The following is an 18,932-nucleotide window of genomic DNA, read 5'->3' on the forward strand; positions in this document are numbered from 1 at the left end:
TGGCGCGGATGTCGTCGTGCCCCGCGCCCCCGCGGAGGAAGCCCCGCACCACAGCGGAGAGGCCCGTGCCGCTCCCCGTCAGGGAGCGGCACGGGCCTCGGCCGAGGGCCTGCGGGTCAGGCGCCCGGCGGAATCCGGTTGGGGCGGCCGCGGCCCCGCGTCAGCGAGTACCCCCAGATACCGGCGAGGGCCGCGAGGACGCCGCCGATCGCGGTCCACACCCAGCGGTCGGACCACCAGCCCGAGCCGTCGGGCCGGAGCGAGGACAGCACCGCCGTCTTGGAGCCGGAGCTGTCGTCGGAACCGTCCTCCTCGGGATCCTCGGCCGCCGTGGCGGCGATACCCGGGACCAACGGCTTGGCGAGCGAACCGTCGACCGCCGCCGAACCGCCGATGTCCTTGGAGTCCACCTGGAGTTGCGCGCTCATCGGCAGACCGAGGTCGCCCGCGCCGAGACCGGTGGCGGTGAGCCGGACGTAATACGTCCCCGGCAGCGGGTCGTTGGCCCAGGTCTCCGCCCACGCGCGCACCGTGCGCAGCGTGCAGGACAGTTCCACGGAGGACGCGTCCGACCCCGCCGTGCGGGTCTGCGCCCCGTACTGGCAGGCCTGACGGCGCCGCAGCCCGTCGTACACGTCGATCTGCCAGGTCTCGGCGCCGGCGCGCCTGGACGCCTCGGGCAGCTTCACCGTCGCCTTCACGGTGGGGCGCTGCCCGGTGTCCGCGGCGAACTGCCAGTACAGGTAGTCACCCGTGGAGGCGCCGGCGGTGGCCTGCACGCCCTGCTCGATCTCGGTCGCCGTACGGAAGGACGTCCCGGCCTCGGTGGGCGCTGAGTCGTCACCCGAAGGGCTCGCGGACGGCGAGGAGTCGGCGAGGGCCGGGGAGGCGGCCACGCCGAGCAGCGCGGGCGCCGCGGCGACCCCCGCGAGGACGGCGGCCGTGCTCAGTACACGTCGGATACGCATCAGTTGGTCCTCCAGACCGAGAACCGCCAGCGAGAGATCCAGCCCCACAGCAGACCCGCGAGGAAGCCGGTCAGCACCAGGGCGCCGAGCAGCCACCAGCCGCGTCCGAGGCCGAAGGAGGCCACGTCACCCGCCTGGTCGGGGCCGTCGACGACGTCGACCGTCAGTTCCAGCGGCAGACCGGGTGTGGTCTTCACGCCGGACGCGGCCGAGAAGGAGTTGGACACCTGAAGGCACACGACCTCGGCGGACGCGTCGTCGTCGTCACTCTCGGCCTTCGGATAGCGCAGGCCGGTCGAGACGACGTCCGTGCGGCCGTTCCCGGCCGACTCGCCGCGCACGATCTCCCGGCCGTGCACCGTGACGGCACGCAGCAGCACCCCGTAGTCGGGATTGACCTGACGGTCGGCCGCGATGCTCACCGAGGCGCGCAGCTCCTTGCCGGGAGCGACCTCCACCCGGTACCAGCGGTGCTGGGAGAACTCCTCGCGGTCGGTGAAGATGCCCGACTTGACGGCGGGCGCCCCGGTGCACGAATCGGCACCCTGCACGGCCACCGGCTTCACCACCGGATCGGCCGCGCGGTCCACCAACTGGTTGACGCGGTCGCTGAGCTGCTCCTTGTGCTCCACCGAGGTGTACGTGCCCCCGGTCGCCTCGGCGATGCAGCTGAGCTGCCTGCTCACCTTGACGTTGGGGACCAGCCCCAGGGTGTCGATCGTCAGACCGATGCCCTTGGCCGCGATCTCGCGGGCCACCTGGCACGGGTCGAGCGGCTGGCAGGTGTCCTCGCCGTCGCTGATCAGCACGATGCGACGGGTGCCCTCACCGCCGTCGAGGTCGTCGGCCGCCTTGAGCAGGGCGGGGCCTATCGGGGTCCAGCCGGTCGGGCTGAGGGTCGCGACGGCGGTCTTGGCCTCGGTGCGGTCCAGCGTCCCCACCGGGTAGAGCTGGGCGGTGTCCTTGCAGCCGGTCTTGCGGTCGTCCCCGGGGTAGTTGGCGCCGAGGGTGCGGATGCCGAGCTGTACCTCCTGCGGTGTGGCGTCGAGCACTTCGTTGAACGCCTGCTTCGCCGCGGACATCCGCGACTCGCCGTCGATGTCCCGGGCCCGCATCGAACCGCTGACGTCCAGCAGGAGTTCGACCTTGGGCGCGGTCGCCGTGGTTTCGTCGGCGACCGCTCCGGCCGGGTGGGCGATCCCGGCGGCCAGGGCGGCGAGCAGGGCGCAGACGCCCGCCGCCAGCCGTTGTCTTGTGATCATCGGCGGATCCTATTGATCAAAGGTGCCGCTCGTAAAAACGAGAGGTGTCCCGCGGCATCACGTTCCGGTCCCGGCGAGCGGCCGAGGGAGCAGTGTCCACAGGTCACCGGGGGTCTCGGGGGAGAGCCGCATCAATGTCAGCGCTTTGGCGGGGAGCGGCTCACCGAGGAGCGCGCGAAGGTCCGCGGTGCGCGGGAGATCCGCCGCGACGCTGTCAAGTGCCTCGCGCAGCGCGGCCGTCGAACCCGCCGTCGCGCCCAGGGCGCCGCCGACGAGGGAACCGAAGAGCTTGCGCCGCAGGGCGGTCTCGTCGTCCGTGACGATACGTCCGGACAGCCGTGGGACCGGGACGCCGTGGCGCGCCAGCCGGGCCGGGCTCACCCGGATGTCGGCCAGGTCGCGGTAGACGAGCCGGACGGGGGAGCCCGCACGGTCGAGGATCACGAGCAGGTTCTGGCCGTGCGCCTCCAGAGCCACCCCCAACTCCAGCAGCCGCAGCCCCGCGGTGAGGACGAGACGGGTGAACTCGGTCAGCCAGGACGCCTTTTCGGGCAACGAGGTCAGGGGAAGGGCGGCCACCGGCACGCACCTCTCGCCCGCACCCGCGTAGTCGTCCGGGGACTCCCGCACCACCGCGGCGAGATCGGGGAAGCCGGCGGAGGCCGCGCCGAGGGTGCGGGTGATGTGCAGCGGAACGTCCAGGTCCGCCGTCATCGCCTCCATGAACGCCGAGACGGTTTCCGCCGTTTCCACCGAGTACACCGAGATGTCCCGCACCGACGAGGTCAGCCGGGCGCTCAGCGCGGTCTTCACATGCGGTCCGTCCGGCACCGCGAGGGTCCTCAGCGACATCAACGGGTGGGCGGCGAAGCCCTCCTGGACGGGGGTGTCCAGAACGTGAGCGGTCTGCCAGGGATGCGCCGGGATCAGCACCCGATCGCCGTCCCGCAGCCACTTCGGCCACTCGCCCGTGACGAGAGCGCCGTCCACCGCCACCAGGCCCAGCTCCACCGACGGCCGGTGCTCGGGCCCGTACGCGAGCTGCTCGGCCACCGAGAAGCCGCTCCGCGCACGGCAGTTGGGGTGGTACGGGTGCCCGTCGACGATCCGCTGCTCCCACACCCAGCTCGCCTCGGGTTCTTCGAGAACACCGGAGGACGCCGCCCGGTCGGCCCGCGACAGGGCCATGGAGGCGACGCTGTGCGCGAGTTCGGCCGCGAAGGGGGGACCGTGCGGTACGCCGAGGGCGTCGACGAGCAGCTCCGGACGCCCGTACGCCCGCCCGTCGAGCCGCACTTCGGTCACGTACGCGGAGGTGGCGTACGGGTCGGCGTGCGGTCCGCGCATCCGCCGGCCGTCCGTCAGACGCAGCGTGAGACCCTCACGGTCCGTGTCACGGCGGGCGATCCACGGCAGCGGCTCGTAGGCCAGCGCGCGCCACAGCCGGGTCAGCACGGCGGCCCGGGCACCGGGCAGAGCCTCCGCGTAAGGCGCCGACAGCCCGGGACGGACGGCGCTCAGCTCCTCGGCGAACGCGGCCTCGGTGTCGGGCAGGGAGGGACGGGCCACAGGCGGGCTCCTCGGGTAGGGGGACCAGGTCGTGATCGTCCGCCGCGGCGGACATACTGATCACCGGTGCACCGCATGAATCGAATGGACCGGATGGATCGCGTGGACTTCAAGCCGACCGTGTTCCCCCAGCTCACCGCGGGAGACATGGACGAGGCCGCCGACGCGTACGCCGCCGCGCCGTTGCTCAATTGTCTCCTTCGCGAACTGGCGGAACCCACACCGGAACCGGGCGTCCACCGGCTCCGTGCCGGTGGCCGGATGCTGCGGGTCTGCGGGACGCGGCGCCCCGTCGAGCCCGAGGTGTACGCCGGGGGAGCCTGGTACCGGCTCACCCACCGGGAACTGGTCGCCTTCGCGGCCGAGGAACTGCGCCGTTCCACCGGAGCGGCCAACTCCGGGCTGAGCGTGGAGATGACCGACAGCCGGGACGTGGTCGCCGCCCTCCTGCGCGCCCGCGCCGGGGCGACGCCTCCCGAGGACCCGTATCTGCGTTCCGAACAGTCCCTGATCATGGGGCACCCGTACCATCCGGCACCCAAGACCCGCGGGGGCGGCCCGGTCGCCGGCTGGCTGCCCTACGCGCCCGAGGCGTACGCCCGCTTCCCGCTGGAACTGCTCGCCGTACGGGAGGACACGGTCGTCGAGGAGGGTGACACGAGGGCCCTCGACACCCTGGGCCGGGCCCCCGCCGGATACCGGCTGCTGCCCGCCCACCCCTGGCAGCTGACCCTGACCGGCGCCGGCCGGGCGATCCGGGACGCCTTCGCGGACGGCCGGCTCCTGCGCCTCGGACCCACCGCCCGCCCGTTCCTGCCGACGGCCGCGATCCGCACCCTCTACGCCCCCGAGGACGACCTGTTCGTCAAGTTCAGCCTCGACGTCCGCATCACCAACGACATCCGCCGGTTGTGGCGGCACGACCTGCTGAAGGTACGGTCCACCGACGCGGCCACCGCGGCGGCGTTCGCCGCGCAGGACGGTCCCGCCGCCTGGCTGAGCGACCGCGGCTACCGCACCGCCGACTTCGCCTTCGAGGAACTCGCCGTCCTGGTCCGCGACGGACTGCGCGGCCACCTCGTCCCCGGCGCGACCCCGCTGCTCGCCGCCGCCCTGGTGGAGGGGTTCGACGGCAACCCCCTCGACCGGCTGACCGAGCCCTCGGCCTGGTGGGCCGCCTACCTCTGCCAGGTGGTGCCCCCGGTCCTTGAGGCGTTCGCCCGCCACGGAGTCGTCGTCGAGGCCCACCTGCAGAACACCCTGGTCGCCGTGGACGCCTCCGGCACGCCCGTCCAGGCACTGTTCCGGGACGCGGAGGGAGTGAAACTGCTGCCGGGGGTGACCCGCGCGGCCGGCTGGGAACGGCTCGTGTACTGCCTGGTCGTCAACCACCTCGCCGAGCTGGCCGCCCTCCTCGCCGAGCGGTTCCCCGGCACGGACCCCTGGCCCGCCGTACGACGCGAACTCCAGCGCTGCGGCGCGGACCACGACCTCCCCGAGATCGCGGCCCTGCTCTCCTCACCCACCGTCCCGGGCAAGACCAACCTGCTGCTCCGCTGGACGGACGCGGACGGCGCCGACGCCCGCTATGTGCCCCTGCCGAACCCGCTGGCCGGATTCTGAGGCCGGGCCCCGGCCGGCCCGCGCTCACACCGCGGAGGAGCCGGCTGTCCGGCTCGGCGCTTCACCGGGAGGAACGAATCCGCCGGCGACCGCCGAGGAGGCCGTCGGGCCTCTCACCGATGCGGACATCGGCGTCGCACGGGTCGGGGAATCGCAGGGGCGGGCGTTCGCGGCCGAATACGGCGAAGCCCCCGGCACCAGGCACGACGTCCTCGCGGGCATTCACCGCTGTCGCTGCCGGCGACCAGGAGATGGAAACCGTCACCGTCGGCGGTGGAGGTGACGGCCCGGTCCGCCGGGGCCTTCCAGCCCTTGCCGAGAATCGTGTCCCGGTCGGCCTCGCGGATCGCCGACCGGATTTCGGCCGCGGATGGTGACGCGCGGTTACTATGGTCACTTCAGACTGGGAGGCTGAAGACTCGGATGGCCTGGGAAAATGCTGCATGACGTCACCGTGACCCGCTACGTCACGCCCCTGCGCGAGGGCGGCTCACTGCCGGGTCTCGTCGAGGCCGACGACCTCGGGACCTACGTCGTGAAGTTCACGGGGGCCGCCCAGGGCCACAAGGCACTGGTCGCCGAGATCATCGTCGGTGAGCTGGCCCGGGCTCTCGGACTGCGCTTCCCCGAACTGGTCCTCGTCCACTTCGACCCGGCCTCCGGCGCGCACGAACCCCATCAGGAGGTCCAGGACCTGCTCCGGGCCAGTGCCGGGCTCAACCTCGGCATGGACTACCTGCCGGGCGCGAAGGACTTCACCCCGGAGGTCGCGCGGACGTTCCCGGTCGACCCGCTGGAGGCGGGCAAGGTGATCTGGCTGGACGCTCTCACGGTCAACGTGGACCGCACGGTGCACAGTTCGAACCTGATGATCTGGCCCACCTTCGGCATCGCGCCGCCGCGCCTCTGGCTGATCGACCACGGCGCCGCCCTCGTCTTCCACCACCGCTGGGACGCCTCGGCGCCGGAGAAGGCGTACGACTTCAGGAATCACGCGCTCGGCGGCCACGGCCCGGACACCCGGGCGGCCGACGCCGAACTCGCCCCGCTGGTCACCGAGGAACTGCTGCGCGCGATCCTGGCGCGGGTACCCGACGCCTGGCTCGTGGACGAGCCGGGCTTCGCGAGCCCCGACGCGGTCCGCGAGGCGTACGTCGGCTACCTCCTCGCCCGTGTCCGCGCCTCGGCGGCCTGGCTCCCCACGGACTTCCCGAGCCGTGAACAGCTCGCGGCCGAGGACGCCGACCGCGCGGAGCGGACCCAGCGGGGCCGCCCGGACTGGCTCAAGCGCGTCCCGGACCTGCACGGCAAACCGGCGGCGGAACAGGATTGGTCGGTGCATCTGGGATGACGGACGTCCAGCGGGTCCAGATCGAGTACTGCACCCAGTGCCGCTGGCTGCCCCGCGCGGCCTGGCTGGCCCAGGAACTGCTCACCACCTTCGAGGCGGAGCTCGACGAGCTGTCCCTGAAGCCCGGCACCGGCGGTGTGTTCGTCGTCCGGGTCAACGACGAGGTGATCTGGGACCGCCGCGAGCAGGGGTTCCCCGAGCCGACCGCGGTCAAGCGCCTGGTACGTGACCGAGTGGCCCCGGAAAGGTCCCTGGGCCACTCGGACCGTACGGCGGACGGAGCGGGTGCGGCCGACTGAGCCGGGTCAGCCGGTCAGCTGCTCGTAGGCGGGCAGGGTCAGGAAGTCCGCGTAGTCCTCGTCCAGCGCGACCTTCAGGAGCAGGTCGTGCGCCTGCTGCCAGCGGCCGGCCGCGAAGGCCTCCTCGCCGATCCCGGCGCGGATGTCCGCGAGTTCGCGCGCGGCGATCTCACGGGCCAGTTCCGGGGTGGCCGCCACGGTCCGGCCGTCGTGCTCGAAGACGACACCGGCGTTGATCCACTGCCAGATCTGCGAGCGGGAGATCTCCGCGGTGGCGGCGTCCTCCATGAGGTTGAAGATGGCGACCGCGCCCAGACCGCGCAGCCAGGCCTCGATGTACCGGATGCCGACCTGAACGGCGTTGACCAGACCGTCGTACGTCGGCCGGGCGTCGAGCGAGTCGACGGCGATGAGGTCACCGGCCGCGACCGACACGTCCTCGCGCAGCCGGTCCTTCTGGTTCGGCCGGTCGCCGAGGACGGCGTCGAAGGAGGCCATCGCGATCGGGACGAGGTCGGGGTGCGCCACCCACGAACCGTCGAAGCCGTCGCCCGCCTCGCGGTCCTTGTCGGCCTTGACCTTCTCGAAGGCCACCTTGTTGACCTCCTCGTCGCGCCGCGAGGGGATGAACGCGGCCATGCCGCCGATCGCGTGTGCGCCGCGCTTGTGGCAGGTGCGGACGAGGAGTTCGGTGTACGCCCGCATGAACGGGGCCGTCATCGTCACCGCGTTGCGGTCCGGCAGGACGAACTTGGTCCCGCCGTCACGGAAGTTCTTGACGATGGAGAAGAGGTAGTCCCAGCGGCCCGCGTTCAACCCGGAGGCGTGGTCGCGGAGTTCGTAGAGGATCTCGTCCATCTCGTAGGCGGCGGTGATCGTCTCGATCAGGACGGTCGCGCGGACCGTTCCCTGCGGGACGCCGACGTAGTCCTGCGCGAAGACGAACACGTCGTTCCACAGGCGGGCTTCGAGGTGGGACTCGGTCTTGGGCAGATAGAAGTACGGGCCCTTGCCGAGGTCGAGCAGACGCTGGGCGTTGTGGAAGAAGTACAGGCCGAAGTCGACGAGCGCGCCGGGCACGGGCGTGCCGTCGGCGGTGACGAGGTGACGCTCGTTCAGATGCCAGCCGCGCGGCCGCATCACGACGGTCGCGAGCTCGGCGTCCGGCTTGAGGGCGTACGACTTGCCCGACGCCGGGTCGGTGAAGTCGATGCGGCGGGCGTACGCGTCGGTCAGGTTCAGCTGACCGGTGACCACGTTCTCCCAGGTGGGCGCCGAGGCGTCCTCGAAGTCCGCGAGCCAGACCCGGGCGCCGGAGTTGAGGGCGTTGATGGTCATCTTGCGGTCGGTGGGGCCGGTGATCTCGACCCGGCGGTCGTTCAGCGCGGCCGGAGCGGGGGCCACCCTCCAGGACTCGTCCGCGCGGATCGCGGCGGTCTCCGGGAGGAAGTCGAGCGTGGAGGTACGGGCGATCTCGGCGCGCCGCTCCGTGCGGCGGGCGAGGAGCTCTTCACGCCGGGGCGTGAACCGCCGGTGCAGCTCGGCCACGAAGCCGAGGGCCGCTTCGGTGAGGACCTCCTCCTGCCGGGGCAGGGGCTCGGCGTCGACGATGGCCAGCGGGGACGGCGCTGGTGCGGACATGAGCTGTCACTCCTTCAGCGAGCTACGTGCGGGCGAGCTGGTTTCGGCGATCCGCGTACGGGGCCTGCGGGCGAGCCGCATGCCGGTCGAACGAGCGAACCACGGACCGCGTCACCGCGCCTGGCACCCGGTGCCGTGGCGCGTGCGGACGAGACCGGGCGTCCTCGGCACGGCGAGGCGCTTCTGAGCAGTGGATACTAATTTCCTCATGGTGGAACTTCAATGGTTTGTTGATGTCGAGATTCTCCAGGTCGACGGAAGGTGGCGCTCGGTGCCACCCCGTTCACTCAAGGTGGACCAGGTCGGCCTCCGTGTCGATGTCGTACGCCCGCGCCACGTCCCCGCACTCGACGAGGGTGACCGCGTCGTCGTGGGCCCTCAGATAGGCGCGCGCCCCCCGGTCGCCGGTGGCGGCCGCCGCGATCCCGGCCCAGTGACCGGCCCCGAACAGCACCGGATGGCCGCGTTCACCGTCGTACGCCGCCGCGGCGAGCGTCAGCGGGCCGGTGTACGACGCCAGCACCCGGGCCACCGCCTCCCGGCCGATCCCCGGCTGGTCGACCAGCGACACCAGCGCGGCCCGCGCCCCCGAGTCCGTCAGCGAGTTCAGCCCGGCCCGCAGGGAGGAGCCCATGCCCTCCTCCCACCGAGGGTTGTCCACGAGGACGCACCCGGGCAGCGAGGCCCGATCCCGTACGGCATCGGCCCGGGCGCCGAGGACGACATGCACGCGCGCGCAGCCGCCGGCGCGCAGCTCCCCCACCGCGTGTTCGACGAGGGGCCGCCCCCGGTGGGACAGCAGTGCCTTGGGGCGGCCCCCGAGACGCCGTCCGCCTCCGGCCGCCAGCAGCAGCCCCACCACCTCGCCCATGTTCTCCGTCATGTCCCCTGCATACCCGACCGGGCCGGAGCGTGCCCCGGAACCCGGGTGGTCCCGGCGGTGTCCCCGGGCTGAATTTCGGTCCGGGCGGTGGCGCCCGGCGTACCGGGTGGCGTTTACTGGCCCGCGTCCCCCGGCGCCCGACCACCGCCAAGGGGAGCTGGAGCCGACATGGAGCGGGACCGACGCATGACGGCGCGCGAGGGGGAGAGCTGTGTTGCGGAGCTTGGGGCAGAGGCCGGTGACGGGCAGCGACGAGGATCCGAGGGTGGCGGAGTTGCGTACCGCCGTCGCCCGGCTGCGCCGTGAACTCGCCGTGCATCCGGTGGAGTTCCCCGACCGGGGCATCGCCGAGGACGAGCTCGCGTCCCTCGCCGCGATGGCCGCCGGAGGCGTCCCGGAGATTCCCCGGCTGCGCCGCTCGCTCCTGCTGGTCGCGGGCGCGATCGGCTCGGTGAGCGCCCTCGCGAACCGCCTCGCGGACGTCCGCAGCGCGGTCGAACTCTTCGGGGAACCCCCGCACCGAACCCGGCGGTGACGACGGGCGAGGACCGCACCCGCGAAGGGCAGGCCCTCCCGTCCGGCCCGGACCGGTCCGCCCGGGACGGGTCCTGGCGCCCTCTGCGGACGGCACGCCGTGTCCCCACCGGAGCCCTCACCGGGTGTCCGGCGGTCGGCGGCCCAAGGTGAACATCGCCTCCCGCCCTGTTCTCCCGCCCCGTCCTCGCGGACACGGCCGGAGCCCGGGTCGGCCGGAGCCAGGGCTCAGCCGGCGCCCGGGCCCGAGCTGGCCAGAGCCTCCGACAGTTCGGCCGCGACCTGCTGGAGCACCGGCACGATCTTCTCGATGGCGGCCTCGGTGACCCGGCCGGCCGGACCCGAGATCGAGATCGCGGCGGCGGTCGGGGAGTCGGGCACGGAGACGGCCAGGCAGCGGACGCCGATCTCCTGCTCGTTGTCGTCGACCGCGTAGCCGCTCCGGCGCACCTCGTCGAGCGCGGCGAGGAAGCCGTCCGGCGTGATGATGGTCTTCTCGGTGGCGGCGGGCATTCCCGTACGGGCGAGCAGCGCCCGCACCTCGTCGTCCGGCGTGTGGGCCAGCAGCGCCTTGCCGACGCCCGTGGAGTGCGGCAGCACCCGGCGGCCCACCTCGGTGAACATGCGCATCGAGTGCTTGGACGGCACCTGGGCGACGTACACGATCTCGTCCCCGTCCAGCAGCGCCATGTTCGCGGTCTCGCCGGTCTCCTCCACCAGGCGCGCCAGATAGGGGCGGGCCCAGGTGCCGAGCAGCCGGGAGGCGGACTCGCCGAGGCGGATCAGCCGGGGACCGAGCGCGTACCGGCGGTTGGCCTGCTGTCGTACGTATCCGCAGGCCACGAGGGTGCGCATCAGCCGGTGGATGGTGGGCAGCGGCAACCCGCTGCTCGCGGAGAGCTCGCTCAGACCGACCTCGCCCCCGGCGTCCGCCATGCGCTCCAGCAGATCGAAGGCGCGCTCGAGGGACTGGACGCCGCCACTGGGAGCGGACGATCTGGCGTCGGTGGTGCTGGCGCTGGACGGCGGCACGGCGGCGGTCCTTTCGGGGCGCGGTATCGAGCGGGGTGACCCGAAGAGTCTCGAAGGGGGCGGCGGCGGGCGGGCAGAGACGCAGCCTACCCGGCAGTGCATCCACCGCCGGGTAGGGTGGGACCACATTCTGCCTATCGGAAGTGTGACTCCGCAATGCGGAAGAGTGGGCGGTCGGGGGTATCGGAGGCGGAGGCCGGCCGGGTCGGGGGAGGCTGGAGAAATGGGCCCTTGACGGAGCGGGGGCCGGAGTGAAGACTTCTTCAACAGAAAGTTGAATTCCGTTACGCGGAAGCAACCCGGCGGCAACGGGAATCGACGGCGGCGGAGAGAGGGGTCCGGGTGTCCGATGCCGAACTGGTGCTGCGCTCGACGCGTGTCATCACTCCCGAGGGGACGCGCGCCGCTTCGGTCGCGGTCGCCGCGGGAAAGATCACGGCCGTGCTGCCGTACGACGCCGAGGTGCCGCCCGGCGCCCGGTCGCACGACGTCGGCGACGACGTCCTGCTGCCCGGCCTCGTCGACACCCACGTCCATGTGAACGACCCCGGCCGCACCGAGTGGGAGGGCTTCTGGACCGCGACCCGCGCCGCGGCCGCCGGCGGCATCACCACCCTGATCGACATGCCGCTCAACTCCCTCCCGCCGACGACGACGGTCGATAATCTCCGTACGAAGCGGGACGTCGCCCGCTCCAAGGCGCACGTCGACGTCGGCTTCTGGGGCGGCGCGCTGCCCGGCAACGTCGAGGACCTGCGCCCCCTGCACGACGCCGGTGTCTTCGGGTTCAAGGCGTTCCTGTCGCCGTCCGGGGTCGAGGAGTTCCCCGAACTGGACCAGGACCAACTCGCCCGCTCCCTCACCGAGATCGCCGGCTTCGACGGCCTGCTGATCGTGCACGCCGAGGACCCGCTCCGGCTGGCCGCCGCCCCGCAGAAGGGCGGCCGCAAGTACGCCGACTTCCTCGCCTCACGCCCCCGGGACGCCGAGGACGCCGCCGTCAGGAACCTCGTCGCACAGGCCGCGCGCCTCGACGCGCGCGTGCACGTGCTGCACCTGTCGTCGAGCGACGCGCTCCCGCTGATCGCCGCCGCCAAGGCGGACGGTGTCCGGATCACCGTCGAGACCTGCCCGCACTACCTCACCCTGACCGCCGAGGAAGTCCCGGACGGCGCAGGTGAGTTCAAGTGCTGCCCGCCCATCCGCGAGGGCGCCAACCAGGACCTGCTGTGGCAGGCGCTGGCCGACGGCACCATCGACTGCGTGGTCACCGACCACTCACCGTCGACCGCCGATCTCAAGACGGACGACTTCGCGACCGCGTGGGGCGGCATCTCCGGCCTCCAGCTGAGCCTGTCCGCCGTCTGGACCGAGGCCCGCGGGCGCGGCCACGACCTGGAGGACGTGGTCCGCTGGATGTCCTCCCGCACGGCACGACTGGCCGGACTCGGCGACCGCAAGGGCGCCATCGCGGCGGGCCACGACGCCGACTTCGCGGTGTTCGCCCCCGACGAGACCTTCACCGTCGACCCCGCCGCACTCCAGCACCGCAACCGGGTGACGGCCTACGCGGGCAAGACCCTCAGCGGTGTCGTGAAGTCGACGTGGCTGCGCGGCGAACGCGTCTTCTCCGAGGGCGGGTTCACCGAACCCGCCGGACAACTCCTCGTCCGCCACCCGTAATCGCAACGGCCGACCCCCGAAAGGCAGATCGATCATCGTGACGGCGCAGCGCCCGACCGTTTTGGCCACCTTCACCGGAGACGCGAACCCTTACCGGGGCGGCGACCCGTACGCGGACTACCGCACCGCCGACTTCCCCTTCACCCGCTACGCCAACCTGGCGGACCGGCAGCTCGGCGCGGGCGTCGTCGCCGCGAACGACGAGTTCTTCGCCCAGCGCGAGAACCTCCTCGCGGCGGGGGCCGCCGAGTTCGACCCCGAACACTTCGGCCACAAGGGCAAGATCATGGACGGCTGGGAGACCCGGCGGCGCCGCGGTGTCTCGGCCGAGCACCCGTGGCCGACCGCCGAGGACCACGACTGGGCCCTGGTGCGCCTCGGCGCCCCCGGCGTGATCCGCGGGATCGTCGTCGACACGGCCCACTTCCGCGGCAACTACCCGCAGGCGGTGTCGGTCGAGGGCGCCTCGGTGCCCGGTTCACCCTCGCCCGGGGAACTTCTCGCGGACGAGGTGAAGTGGACCACCCTGGTACCGCGCACCGCGGTCGGCGGCCACGCGGCCAACGGATTCGCCGTCTCCGTGGAACAGCGCTTCACCCACCTGCGCGTCAATCAGCACCCCGACGGGGGCATCGCGCGGCTGCGGGTGTACGGCGAGGTCGTGCCCGACCCGCGCTGGCTGTCCGTCCTCGGCACGTTCGACGTGCTCGCCCTGGAGAACGGCGGACAGGTCGAGGACGCCTCCGACCTCTTCTACTCACCGGCCACCAACACCATCCAGCCCGGCCGCTCGCGCAAGATGGACGACGGCTGGGAGACCCGCCGGCGACGCGACGACGGCAACGACTGGATCCGCTACCGGCTCACCGCCCGGTCCGAGATCCGCGCCGTGGAGATCGACACGGCGTACCTGAAGGGCAACAGTGCCGGATGGGCCTCGGTGTCGGTGCGGAACGGCGACGCGGGGGAGTGGACGGAGATCCTGCCCCGCACCCGCCTCCAGCCCGACACCAACCACCGCTTCACCCTCGCGGTACCCGCCGTCGGCACGCACGCGCGCGTGGACATCTTCCCGGACGGCGGCATCTCCCGGCTGCGCCTCTTCGGCTCGCTGACGGAGGACGGGGCGTCGGGGCTGACGGCACGACACCAGGAACTGGGCGGCTGAGCCGCCGGCCGGGCCCCCGGGTTCCCGCCCGCGTCTCGGCCGGACCTTCCTCCGCTCAGCGCGCCGACGCCGCCTCCACGTCCCGGCAGTACGCGTCGTAGTACCGGCGCAGCCGGGGCGCGCGTACGGCGGGCAGCGTGATCAGGGTGCCCGCGAAGGCGCGGTCGTGGGCCGTCAGCGGGCACCGGGGGAGCGGCGGCAGGGGGTAGTCGTCGCGCAGGACGCCCTCCGGGAGGACTCCGGTCGCGGGCATCGGCGAGGTCTCGCCCGGATGGGCGAGGTACGCCCAGACCCCGCTGTCCAGCGGCACCACGGCCCCCTCGTCGTCCGGCGGACGCCAGGGCGCCCCTGTGAGGGGGTGGCGGGGGACGAGGAGGACGTCGGGGCGGGGCCGTGGCAGGCGGATCCCCGGGCCGGCCAGCTCCACGGACCGGGCCCCGGGCCCGGCGGGGAGACACCGGCCGACGGCGTGGCCGAGCAGGTCGGCGACGGGCCCGGCGGGAAGGGTCACCGGGCGGTCCTCGGTGACCGCCACCATATGGGCCAGCGCGACTCCGACCGCCGCCTCCCAGCGAGGGCTCCACCACCCGTCGGGTTCGACGGGCGGGACACGATGCCCGGGGCGTTCCAGATCGTCCCAGCCGGGAGGCGGAGCGGCCGGGACTCCCGAGGGGCGCCGTACGACCTCGTCGGGCCCGAACCACACGGTCTGCCAGCTGCCGCAGTCATCGATGCGGGTCGCCACCGCCCGCCCGCACCCCTCGCACGCCAGGTTGGGACCGGCCCGGCCGTCCACACCCCGGCAGTAGCCCTCGCACCTGTCGAGGATCAGGGTCATGGACCGGGAGTCGCCGGGGGCGATGACGACGCCGTTCCGCGCGCCGAAGGAGACGGAGTACACCGGCGCGAACACGCCCTGCCGGGCAGCCGCGTCCGCTCCGACCTCGGCCCACCGCCGCCAGGGCGGTCCGATGGGCCGGGGCTCCACGGCGTACGTCGCGGGCCGCATCAGCGGTGGGTGGAGCTGCTCCCACGCCCCGTAGTGGGTGTGGACGGGAAGGGCGACCCGGGACACCGGCGCCGTCAGCTCCGTACCGCACCCGGCACACGTGAACACGTCCAAACAAGCTCCCCCTGGCTCCGGTTCCCCGGGGATTGTGTCCCGCCCGCGCCGGAGAATCCACCGAGTTCTCCGACGCGGCCGACGGCACCGGTGATGAGTATCGTGGCCGGTGATCAGCGGGTCGTGCGGCCGGAGGGGCGGGGCATGGGCAAGGACACGGTGCGGGTTTCCTACGCCGAGGGGTGGGACGGCGGCGCCCGCCGGGCGTTCGGGCCGCTGACGCGGGCGGAGGCGGAGGAACGGGACCGAGCCGGCGACCCCTATGTCGTCCTGCACCGGATTCCGGGGCGCGCGGTCCCCGTGGAGGTGCACCTGGTCTCCTGGCGTGACCGTTTCGTCGGGCACTGGGAATACGACGAGTCGGGGCGGCGCGTCCGCGAGGTGGACCTCCGGCTGCTGGAGGAGGACCGGCTGTTCCTGCGGCGGTACGTGGAACGGCGCTATGCCTCACCGGAGCAGCCGGACCTGGCGCCCGACGCCTGGCGGCTCACGGTGGAACTCCTCCCGGGTCGCGCGGCCAGGAAGACGCTGGAGGAACGCGGCGGGAACGGCGGGTCGTCCCACACCCTGGCCGATGTGCCGGAGGAGGGGCGGTGGCACGACCGGCGCGGCTTCGGAGTCCGGGCCGCCGACGGGTCACGGCCGCCGGACGGGCCCGAGCCCGGTGACGGCACGCGGTATGAGACGCCTTCCGGGGGCGGTGAAGAGCCCGCGGCATTGTGGTGCCCGCCGCGGCCCCGGCGCCTGGAGGTGTCGGTCGACAGCCTCTTCCGGCCGGGGAACTCCTTCCCCGTGGAGCCCTGGACGAAGACCGTGACAGCCGAACCGCGGCACATCGCCATGGTGCGGATCCCGACCGGGCGCCTGGCCGTCTCGGATCCGCACGACAAGGAGCCCCGCGAACTCGCCGAGCGCGTACCCCCCGGCGCGTACCGGATGGAGGCGGCCGTGATCACCGGCGAGGGCGAGTTCTGCGGGGACCGGTTCCCGGTCACCGAGGAGCCCGCCGTACGCCTGGTGATCCAGGACGAGCCCGCCGTCGCCTGGGAGTTGGCGCTGAGCGGGGGCGAGGATCCCCGGCTGCTCCTCGACGGCCACGCCTACGGCTTCGGCACCGACGGGGCGACCGGCGCCTTCGCGGACGCCGGGGCCTGGGAGACCTTGTCCGGACGGGTCAGGCGCTACCACGAGGAGCGCGACGACGCCGCGTGCGAGTCCGTCGGCGACGGCCACCTGCGTGCCGTCGACGAGGCGACCGGGAGCGATCTGGTGTCCTTCTGTACGGGAGGCGACGGAACGTGGCCCGTATGGCTCGGCCGCTCCGCCGCCGGCGAACTCGTCGCGGTCGTGGTGGTCACGTCGTACCTCTGAGGGGTGTTCCGCCCTCGGTCCGGCGCCGCCGTTTTCCCGGACGTGGCCGCCCGTCCCCGCCCGCCCCCGACCGCCTTGTCGGAAGGAGCCCGGGTGGCGGACCGCACGTCACCCGGCTGACCGGAACTCTTTGCTCCGCTTCCCGCGTTCTCACGGCGTGACTCTTCAGCAAGAAATCGTCGGCAGCGCCATGCAGATGGCGGTCGTCAACCTGCGACTCGGCCAGACCGTGTACTGCGAAGCGGGAAAGTTCCTGTTCAAGACCACCAACGTGACCATGGAGACGCGGCTCTCCGGACCGTCGGGCGGTGGCGGCGGGCAGCAGGGCGGCGGAGGCGGCATGGGCGGCATGCTGCGCCAGGCCGTGGGCACGGCCATGCAGGCAGGTCAGCGCGCCCTCGCGGGCGAGTCGCTGGCGTTCCAGTACTTCACGTCGACGGGCGGCGAGGGCACCGTGGGCTTCGCGGGCGTGCTGCCCGGGGAGATGCGCGCCCTGGAGCTCGACGGCACGCGCGCGTGGTTCGCCGAGAAGGACGCCTTCGTGGCGGCGGAGTCGACCGTGCAGTTCGGCATCGCCTTCCAGGGCGGGCGGACCGGGCGCAGCGGCGGCGAGGGATTCGTCCTGGAGAAGTTCACCGGCCACGGCACGGTGATCATCGCGGGCGCGGGCAACTTCATCGACCTGAACCCGGCCGATTTCGGCGGCCGCATCGAGGTCGACACGGGCTGCGTGGTCGCCTTCGAGGAGGGCATCCAGTACGGCGTCCAGCGCATCGGCGGGCTCAACCGGCAGGGTCTGATGAACGCGGTCTTCGGCGGCGAGGGCCTGTCGCTGGCCACGCTGGAGGGCAACGGACGGGTGATCCTTCAGTCCCTCACGATCGAGAGCCTCGCCAACGCCCTGAGAAAGGCCCAGGGCGGCGACAAGCAGGGTCCGACGGGCGGACTGTTCTCGACCAACGAGGGATGAGCCCCGGCCCGCACGGGGGCGCGCCGCCGGCCTGCGGGTCCCGGCCGGGCCGCGGAACCGGTGCGAGCCCCGAGCGGGCGGGTGACCGGTGGAAGAACGCGGGGTCATTTTCGGCGCGGACCGATGAGTTGCGGGCGCCGGTGGGGTCTGTCCTGATGGCAGCAGACCCCACCGCAAGGAAGCAGGCACCGTCATGGGCAAGCTCACCCTCACCGCGTTCGTCAGCATCGACGGCGTCCACCAGGCGCCGGGCGGTCCCGAGGAGGACCGCAGCGGCGGCTTCGACCAGGGAGGCTGGAGCGTTCCCTTCGGCGACGACGACTTCGGGAGCTTCGTCGTCGGCAACTTCGCCCACGTCGACGCGTTCCTGCTGGGCAGGCGTACGTACGAGATCTTCGCGGGCTACTGGCCGAAGATGACCGACCCGGCCGACCCGATCGCCTCCAAGCTGAACGGGCTGCCCAAGTACGTCGTCTCCTCGACGCTCACCGAGCCCGCCTGGGAGGGCACGACCGTGATCAGCGGTGACCTCGGCAAAGAGGTCACCGCACTCAAGGAGCGCACCGAGGGCGAGCTCCAGATCCACGGCAGCGCCGTCCTCGCCCAGTCCCTGCTCGCGCTCGGTCTGATCGACACCCTGCACCTGATGACCTTCCCCGTCGTGCTCGGCGAGGGCCGCCGCCTCTTCGCCGAGGGCGCCGCCCCCACCGCGTTCCGTCGCACCGGAGGGACGATCACCGGTGCCGGCGTCGCGATCAACACGTACGAGCGCGAGGGCCGGCCGACGTACGGCAGCTACTAGAGGCAACGGCGGGCGTACGGCAGCCGGCCGCTGGAGGTGGCGGCCGGCACCCGGCGGCCACCAGCGGCACCAGCGGCAAGGGCGGTCGGCCGCCGGCCTTCGCGGCCGCCGGCCTTCGCGGCCGCCGGCCGGCCGCTGTGCGACACGTCAACTCCCCGGAAATTCCGCGGAGTCCACCGAAGAAATCAACACGCTTGACATTGACATGTCATCTACGCGCGTCATTCTGGATTCATGAGATTCCCCCCACGAACCACCCGCATCGGCGCCCTCGTGGCCCTCATGTCCGCCCTGTTCGTCGGTGGTACCGCCGTGGCTCCGGCCGACGCCGCGGCGGCCTCCGTCGGCAGCATCTGTTACGGCGCGCTGCCGTCCCAGGCGTACGACACGCTTGACCTGATCGACTCGGGAGGCCCCTTCCCGTACTCGCAGGACGGGGCGGTCTTCCAGAACAGGGAGGGCGTCCTGCCCGCCCAGTCCGCCAGCTACTACCACGAGTACACGGTCAAGACGCCCGGCTCCTCGACCCGGGGTGCCCGTCGCATCGTGACCGGCAGGAAGACCCTGGAGGACTACTACACCGCGGACCACTACGTCACGTTCAAGCTGATCAACTTCGCTTGCTGAGCCCCGCTGCCGGACGCCTGATCCCC

At 72.5% G+C, this 18,932-nt stretch carries 17 protein-coding genes; 10 read left to right on the plus strand and 7 right to left on the minus strand.

Annotated elements, in window-relative coordinates:
- Positions 1–116 precede the first annotated feature (116 nt).
- From ACF07B_RS11975 to ACF07B_RS11985, 3 genes are read right to left on the minus strand one after another with little or no spacing between them, the layout of a single operon-like run.
- Entirely contained in the window at positions 117–968 is an 852-nt protein-coding gene (locus ACF07B_RS11975) for a hypothetical protein (protein ID WP_392178853.1), read from the minus strand.
- The gene (locus ACF07B_RS11980) at positions 968–2,230 is read right to left on the minus strand and encodes a VWA domain-containing protein (RefSeq protein ID WP_369482226.1); all 1,263 of its coding nucleotides are present in this window, start codon (positions 2,228–2,230) and stop codon (positions 968–970) included. The genes ACF07B_RS11975 and ACF07B_RS11980 overlap by 1 nt, the downstream gene beginning before the upstream one ends.
- A 57-nt stretch (positions 2,231–2,287) precedes the next feature.
- Positions 2,288–3,799, minus strand: a complete 1,512-nt coding sequence (locus ACF07B_RS11985; RefSeq protein WP_392178854.1) for an IucA/IucC family protein — start codon at positions 3,797–3,799, stop codon at positions 2,288–2,290.
- A 93-nt stretch (positions 3,800–3,892) separates the two neighbouring features.
- On the opposite strand from ACF07B_RS11985, the gene ACF07B_RS11990 reads away from it, so the two are divergent.
- From ACF07B_RS11990 to ACF07B_RS12000, 3 genes are all read left to right on the plus strand, one after another.
- On the plus strand, positions 3,893–5,422 hold the full coding sequence (locus tag ACF07B_RS11990) for an IucA/IucC family protein (RefSeq protein ID WP_392178855.1): 1,530 nt from the start codon (positions 3,893–3,895) through the stop codon (positions 5,420–5,422).
- Positions 5,423–5,858: 436 nt separating this feature from the next.
- Positions 5,859–6,773: a HipA family kinase gene (locus tag ACF07B_RS11995; protein ID WP_392178856.1), complete on the plus strand. Its 915-nt coding sequence runs from the start codon at positions 5,859–5,861 to the stop codon at positions 6,771–6,773.
- Positions 6,770–7,072 carry a SelT/SelW/SelH family protein gene (locus ACF07B_RS12000; protein WP_326784733.1) on the plus strand — a complete coding sequence of 101 codons (303 nt, stop codon included), beginning with the start codon at positions 6,770–6,772 and terminating at the stop codon, positions 7,070–7,072. Before ACF07B_RS11995 ends, ACF07B_RS12000 begins: the two co-directional genes overlap by 4 nt.
- A gap of 6 nt (positions 7,073–7,078) precedes the next feature.
- Here ACF07B_RS12000 and aceB read toward each other — a convergent pair whose 3' ends face one another.
- Together aceB and ACF07B_RS12010 are read right to left on the minus strand one after the other, a co-directional pair.
- Positions 7,079–8,713 carry a malate synthase A gene (gene aceB, locus ACF07B_RS12005; RefSeq protein ID WP_392178857.1) on the minus strand — a complete coding sequence of 545 codons (1,635 nt, stop codon included), beginning with the start codon at positions 8,711–8,713 and terminating at the stop codon, positions 7,079–7,081.
- Between the two features lie 283 nt (positions 8,714–8,996).
- Entirely contained in the window at positions 8,997–9,596 is a 600-nt protein-coding gene (locus ACF07B_RS12010; RefSeq protein WP_392178858.1) for an NTP transferase domain-containing protein, read from the minus strand.
- Between the two features lie 211 nt (positions 9,597–9,807).
- Here ACF07B_RS12010 and ACF07B_RS12015 point away from each other — a divergent pair, with 211 nt between their 5' ends.
- Positions 9,808–10,131: a DUF5955 family protein gene (locus ACF07B_RS12015; protein ID WP_392178859.1), complete on the plus strand. Its 324-nt coding sequence runs from the start codon at positions 9,808–9,810 to the stop codon at positions 10,129–10,131.
- 227 nt (positions 10,132–10,358) lie between these two features.
- Here the strand turns inward: ACF07B_RS12015 and ACF07B_RS12020 are convergent, their stop codons facing one another.
- Positions 10,359–11,162, minus strand: a complete 804-nt coding sequence (locus tag ACF07B_RS12020; protein WP_362392143.1) for an IclR family transcriptional regulator — start codon at positions 11,160–11,162, stop codon at positions 10,359–10,361.
- Positions 11,163–11,504: 342 nt separating this feature from the next.
- On the opposite strand from ACF07B_RS12020, the gene allB reads away from it, so the two are divergent.
- The gene (gene allB, locus ACF07B_RS12025) at positions 11,505–12,845 is read left to right on the plus strand and encodes an allantoinase AllB (protein ID WP_392178860.1); all 1,341 of its coding nucleotides are present in this window, start codon (positions 11,505–11,507) and stop codon (positions 12,843–12,845) included.
- 37 nt (positions 12,846–12,882) lie between these two features.
- The gene (gene alc / locus ACF07B_RS12030) at positions 12,883–14,013 is read left to right on the plus strand and encodes an allantoicase (RefSeq protein WP_392178861.1); all 1,131 of its coding nucleotides are present in this window, start codon (positions 12,883–12,885) and stop codon (positions 14,011–14,013) included.
- A gap of 55 nt (positions 14,014–14,068) precedes the next feature.
- Here the strand turns inward: alc and ACF07B_RS12035 are convergent, their stop codons facing one another.
- Positions 14,069–15,136, minus strand: a complete 1,068-nt coding sequence (locus ACF07B_RS12035; RefSeq protein WP_392178862.1) for a hypothetical protein — start codon at positions 15,134–15,136, stop codon at positions 14,069–14,071.
- Positions 15,137–15,229: 93 nt separating this feature from the next.
- On the opposite strand from ACF07B_RS12035, the gene ACF07B_RS12040 reads away from it, so the two are divergent.
- From ACF07B_RS12040 to ACF07B_RS12055, 4 genes are all read left to right on the plus strand, one after another.
- Positions 15,230–16,507, plus strand: a complete 1,278-nt coding sequence (locus ACF07B_RS12040) for a DUF4241 domain-containing protein (protein WP_392178863.1) — start codon at positions 15,230–15,232, stop codon at positions 16,505–16,507.
- A gap of 157 nt (positions 16,508–16,664) precedes the next feature.
- Positions 16,665–17,477, plus strand: coding sequence for an AIM24 family protein (locus ACF07B_RS12045; protein ID WP_392178864.1), 813 nt, complete (start codon positions 16,665–16,667; stop codon positions 17,475–17,477).
- 193 nt (positions 17,478–17,670) lie between these two features.
- Positions 17,671–18,279, plus strand: a complete 609-nt coding sequence (locus tag ACF07B_RS12050; RefSeq protein WP_392178865.1) for a dihydrofolate reductase family protein — start codon at positions 17,671–17,673, stop codon at positions 18,277–18,279.
- A gap of 234 nt (positions 18,280–18,513) precedes the next feature.
- Complete coding sequence (locus ACF07B_RS12055) at positions 18,514–18,906, plus strand: ribonuclease domain-containing protein (protein ID WP_392178866.1); 393 nt, start codon at positions 18,514–18,516, stop codon at positions 18,904–18,906.
- Positions 18,907–18,932: the final 26 nt, after the last annotated feature.

This window comes from Streptomyces sp. NPDC015532, assembly GCF_043078065.1.
Taxonomy (GTDB): domain Bacteria; phylum Actinomycetota; class Actinomycetes; order Streptomycetales; family Streptomycetaceae; genus Streptomyces.

Bases quoted from the DNA above. Each gene is read 5' to 3' on its own strand.
- ACF07B_RS11975 (WP_392178853.1), bottom strand. From the start codon at position 968: ATGCGTATCCGACGTGTACTGAGCACGGCCGCCGTCCTCGCGGGGGTC.
- ACF07B_RS11980 (WP_369482226.1), bottom strand. From the start codon at position 2,230: ATGATCACAAGACAACGGCTGGCGGCGGGCGTCTGCGCCCTGCTCGCC.
- ACF07B_RS11990 (WP_392178855.1), top strand. From the start codon at position 3,893: ATGGATCGCGTGGACTTCAAGCCGACCGTGTTCCCCCAGCTCACCGCG.
- ACF07B_RS11995 (WP_392178856.1), top strand. From the start codon at position 5,859: ATGCTGCATGACGTCACCGTGACCCGCTACGTCACGCCCCTGCGCGAG.
- ACF07B_RS12000 (WP_326784733.1), top strand. From the start codon at position 6,770: ATGACGGACGTCCAGCGGGTCCAGATCGAGTACTGCACCCAGTGCCGC.
- aceB (WP_392178857.1), bottom strand. From the start codon at position 8,713: ATGTCCGCACCAGCGCCGTCCCCGCTGGCCATCGTCGACGCCGAGCCC.
- ACF07B_RS12010 (WP_392178858.1), bottom strand. From the start codon at position 9,596: ATGACGGAGAACATGGGCGAGGTGGTGGGGCTGCTGCTGGCGGCCGGA.
- ACF07B_RS12040 (WP_392178863.1), top strand. From the start codon at position 15,230: ATGAGTATCGTGGCCGGTGATCAGCGGGTCGTGCGGCCGGAGGGGCGG.
- ACF07B_RS12050 (WP_392178865.1), top strand. From the start codon at position 17,671: ATGGGCAAGCTCACCCTCACCGCGTTCGTCAGCATCGACGGCGTCCAC.
- ACF07B_RS12055 (WP_392178866.1), top strand. From the start codon at position 18,514: ATGAGATTCCCCCCACGAACCACCCGCATCGGCGCCCTCGTGGCCCTC.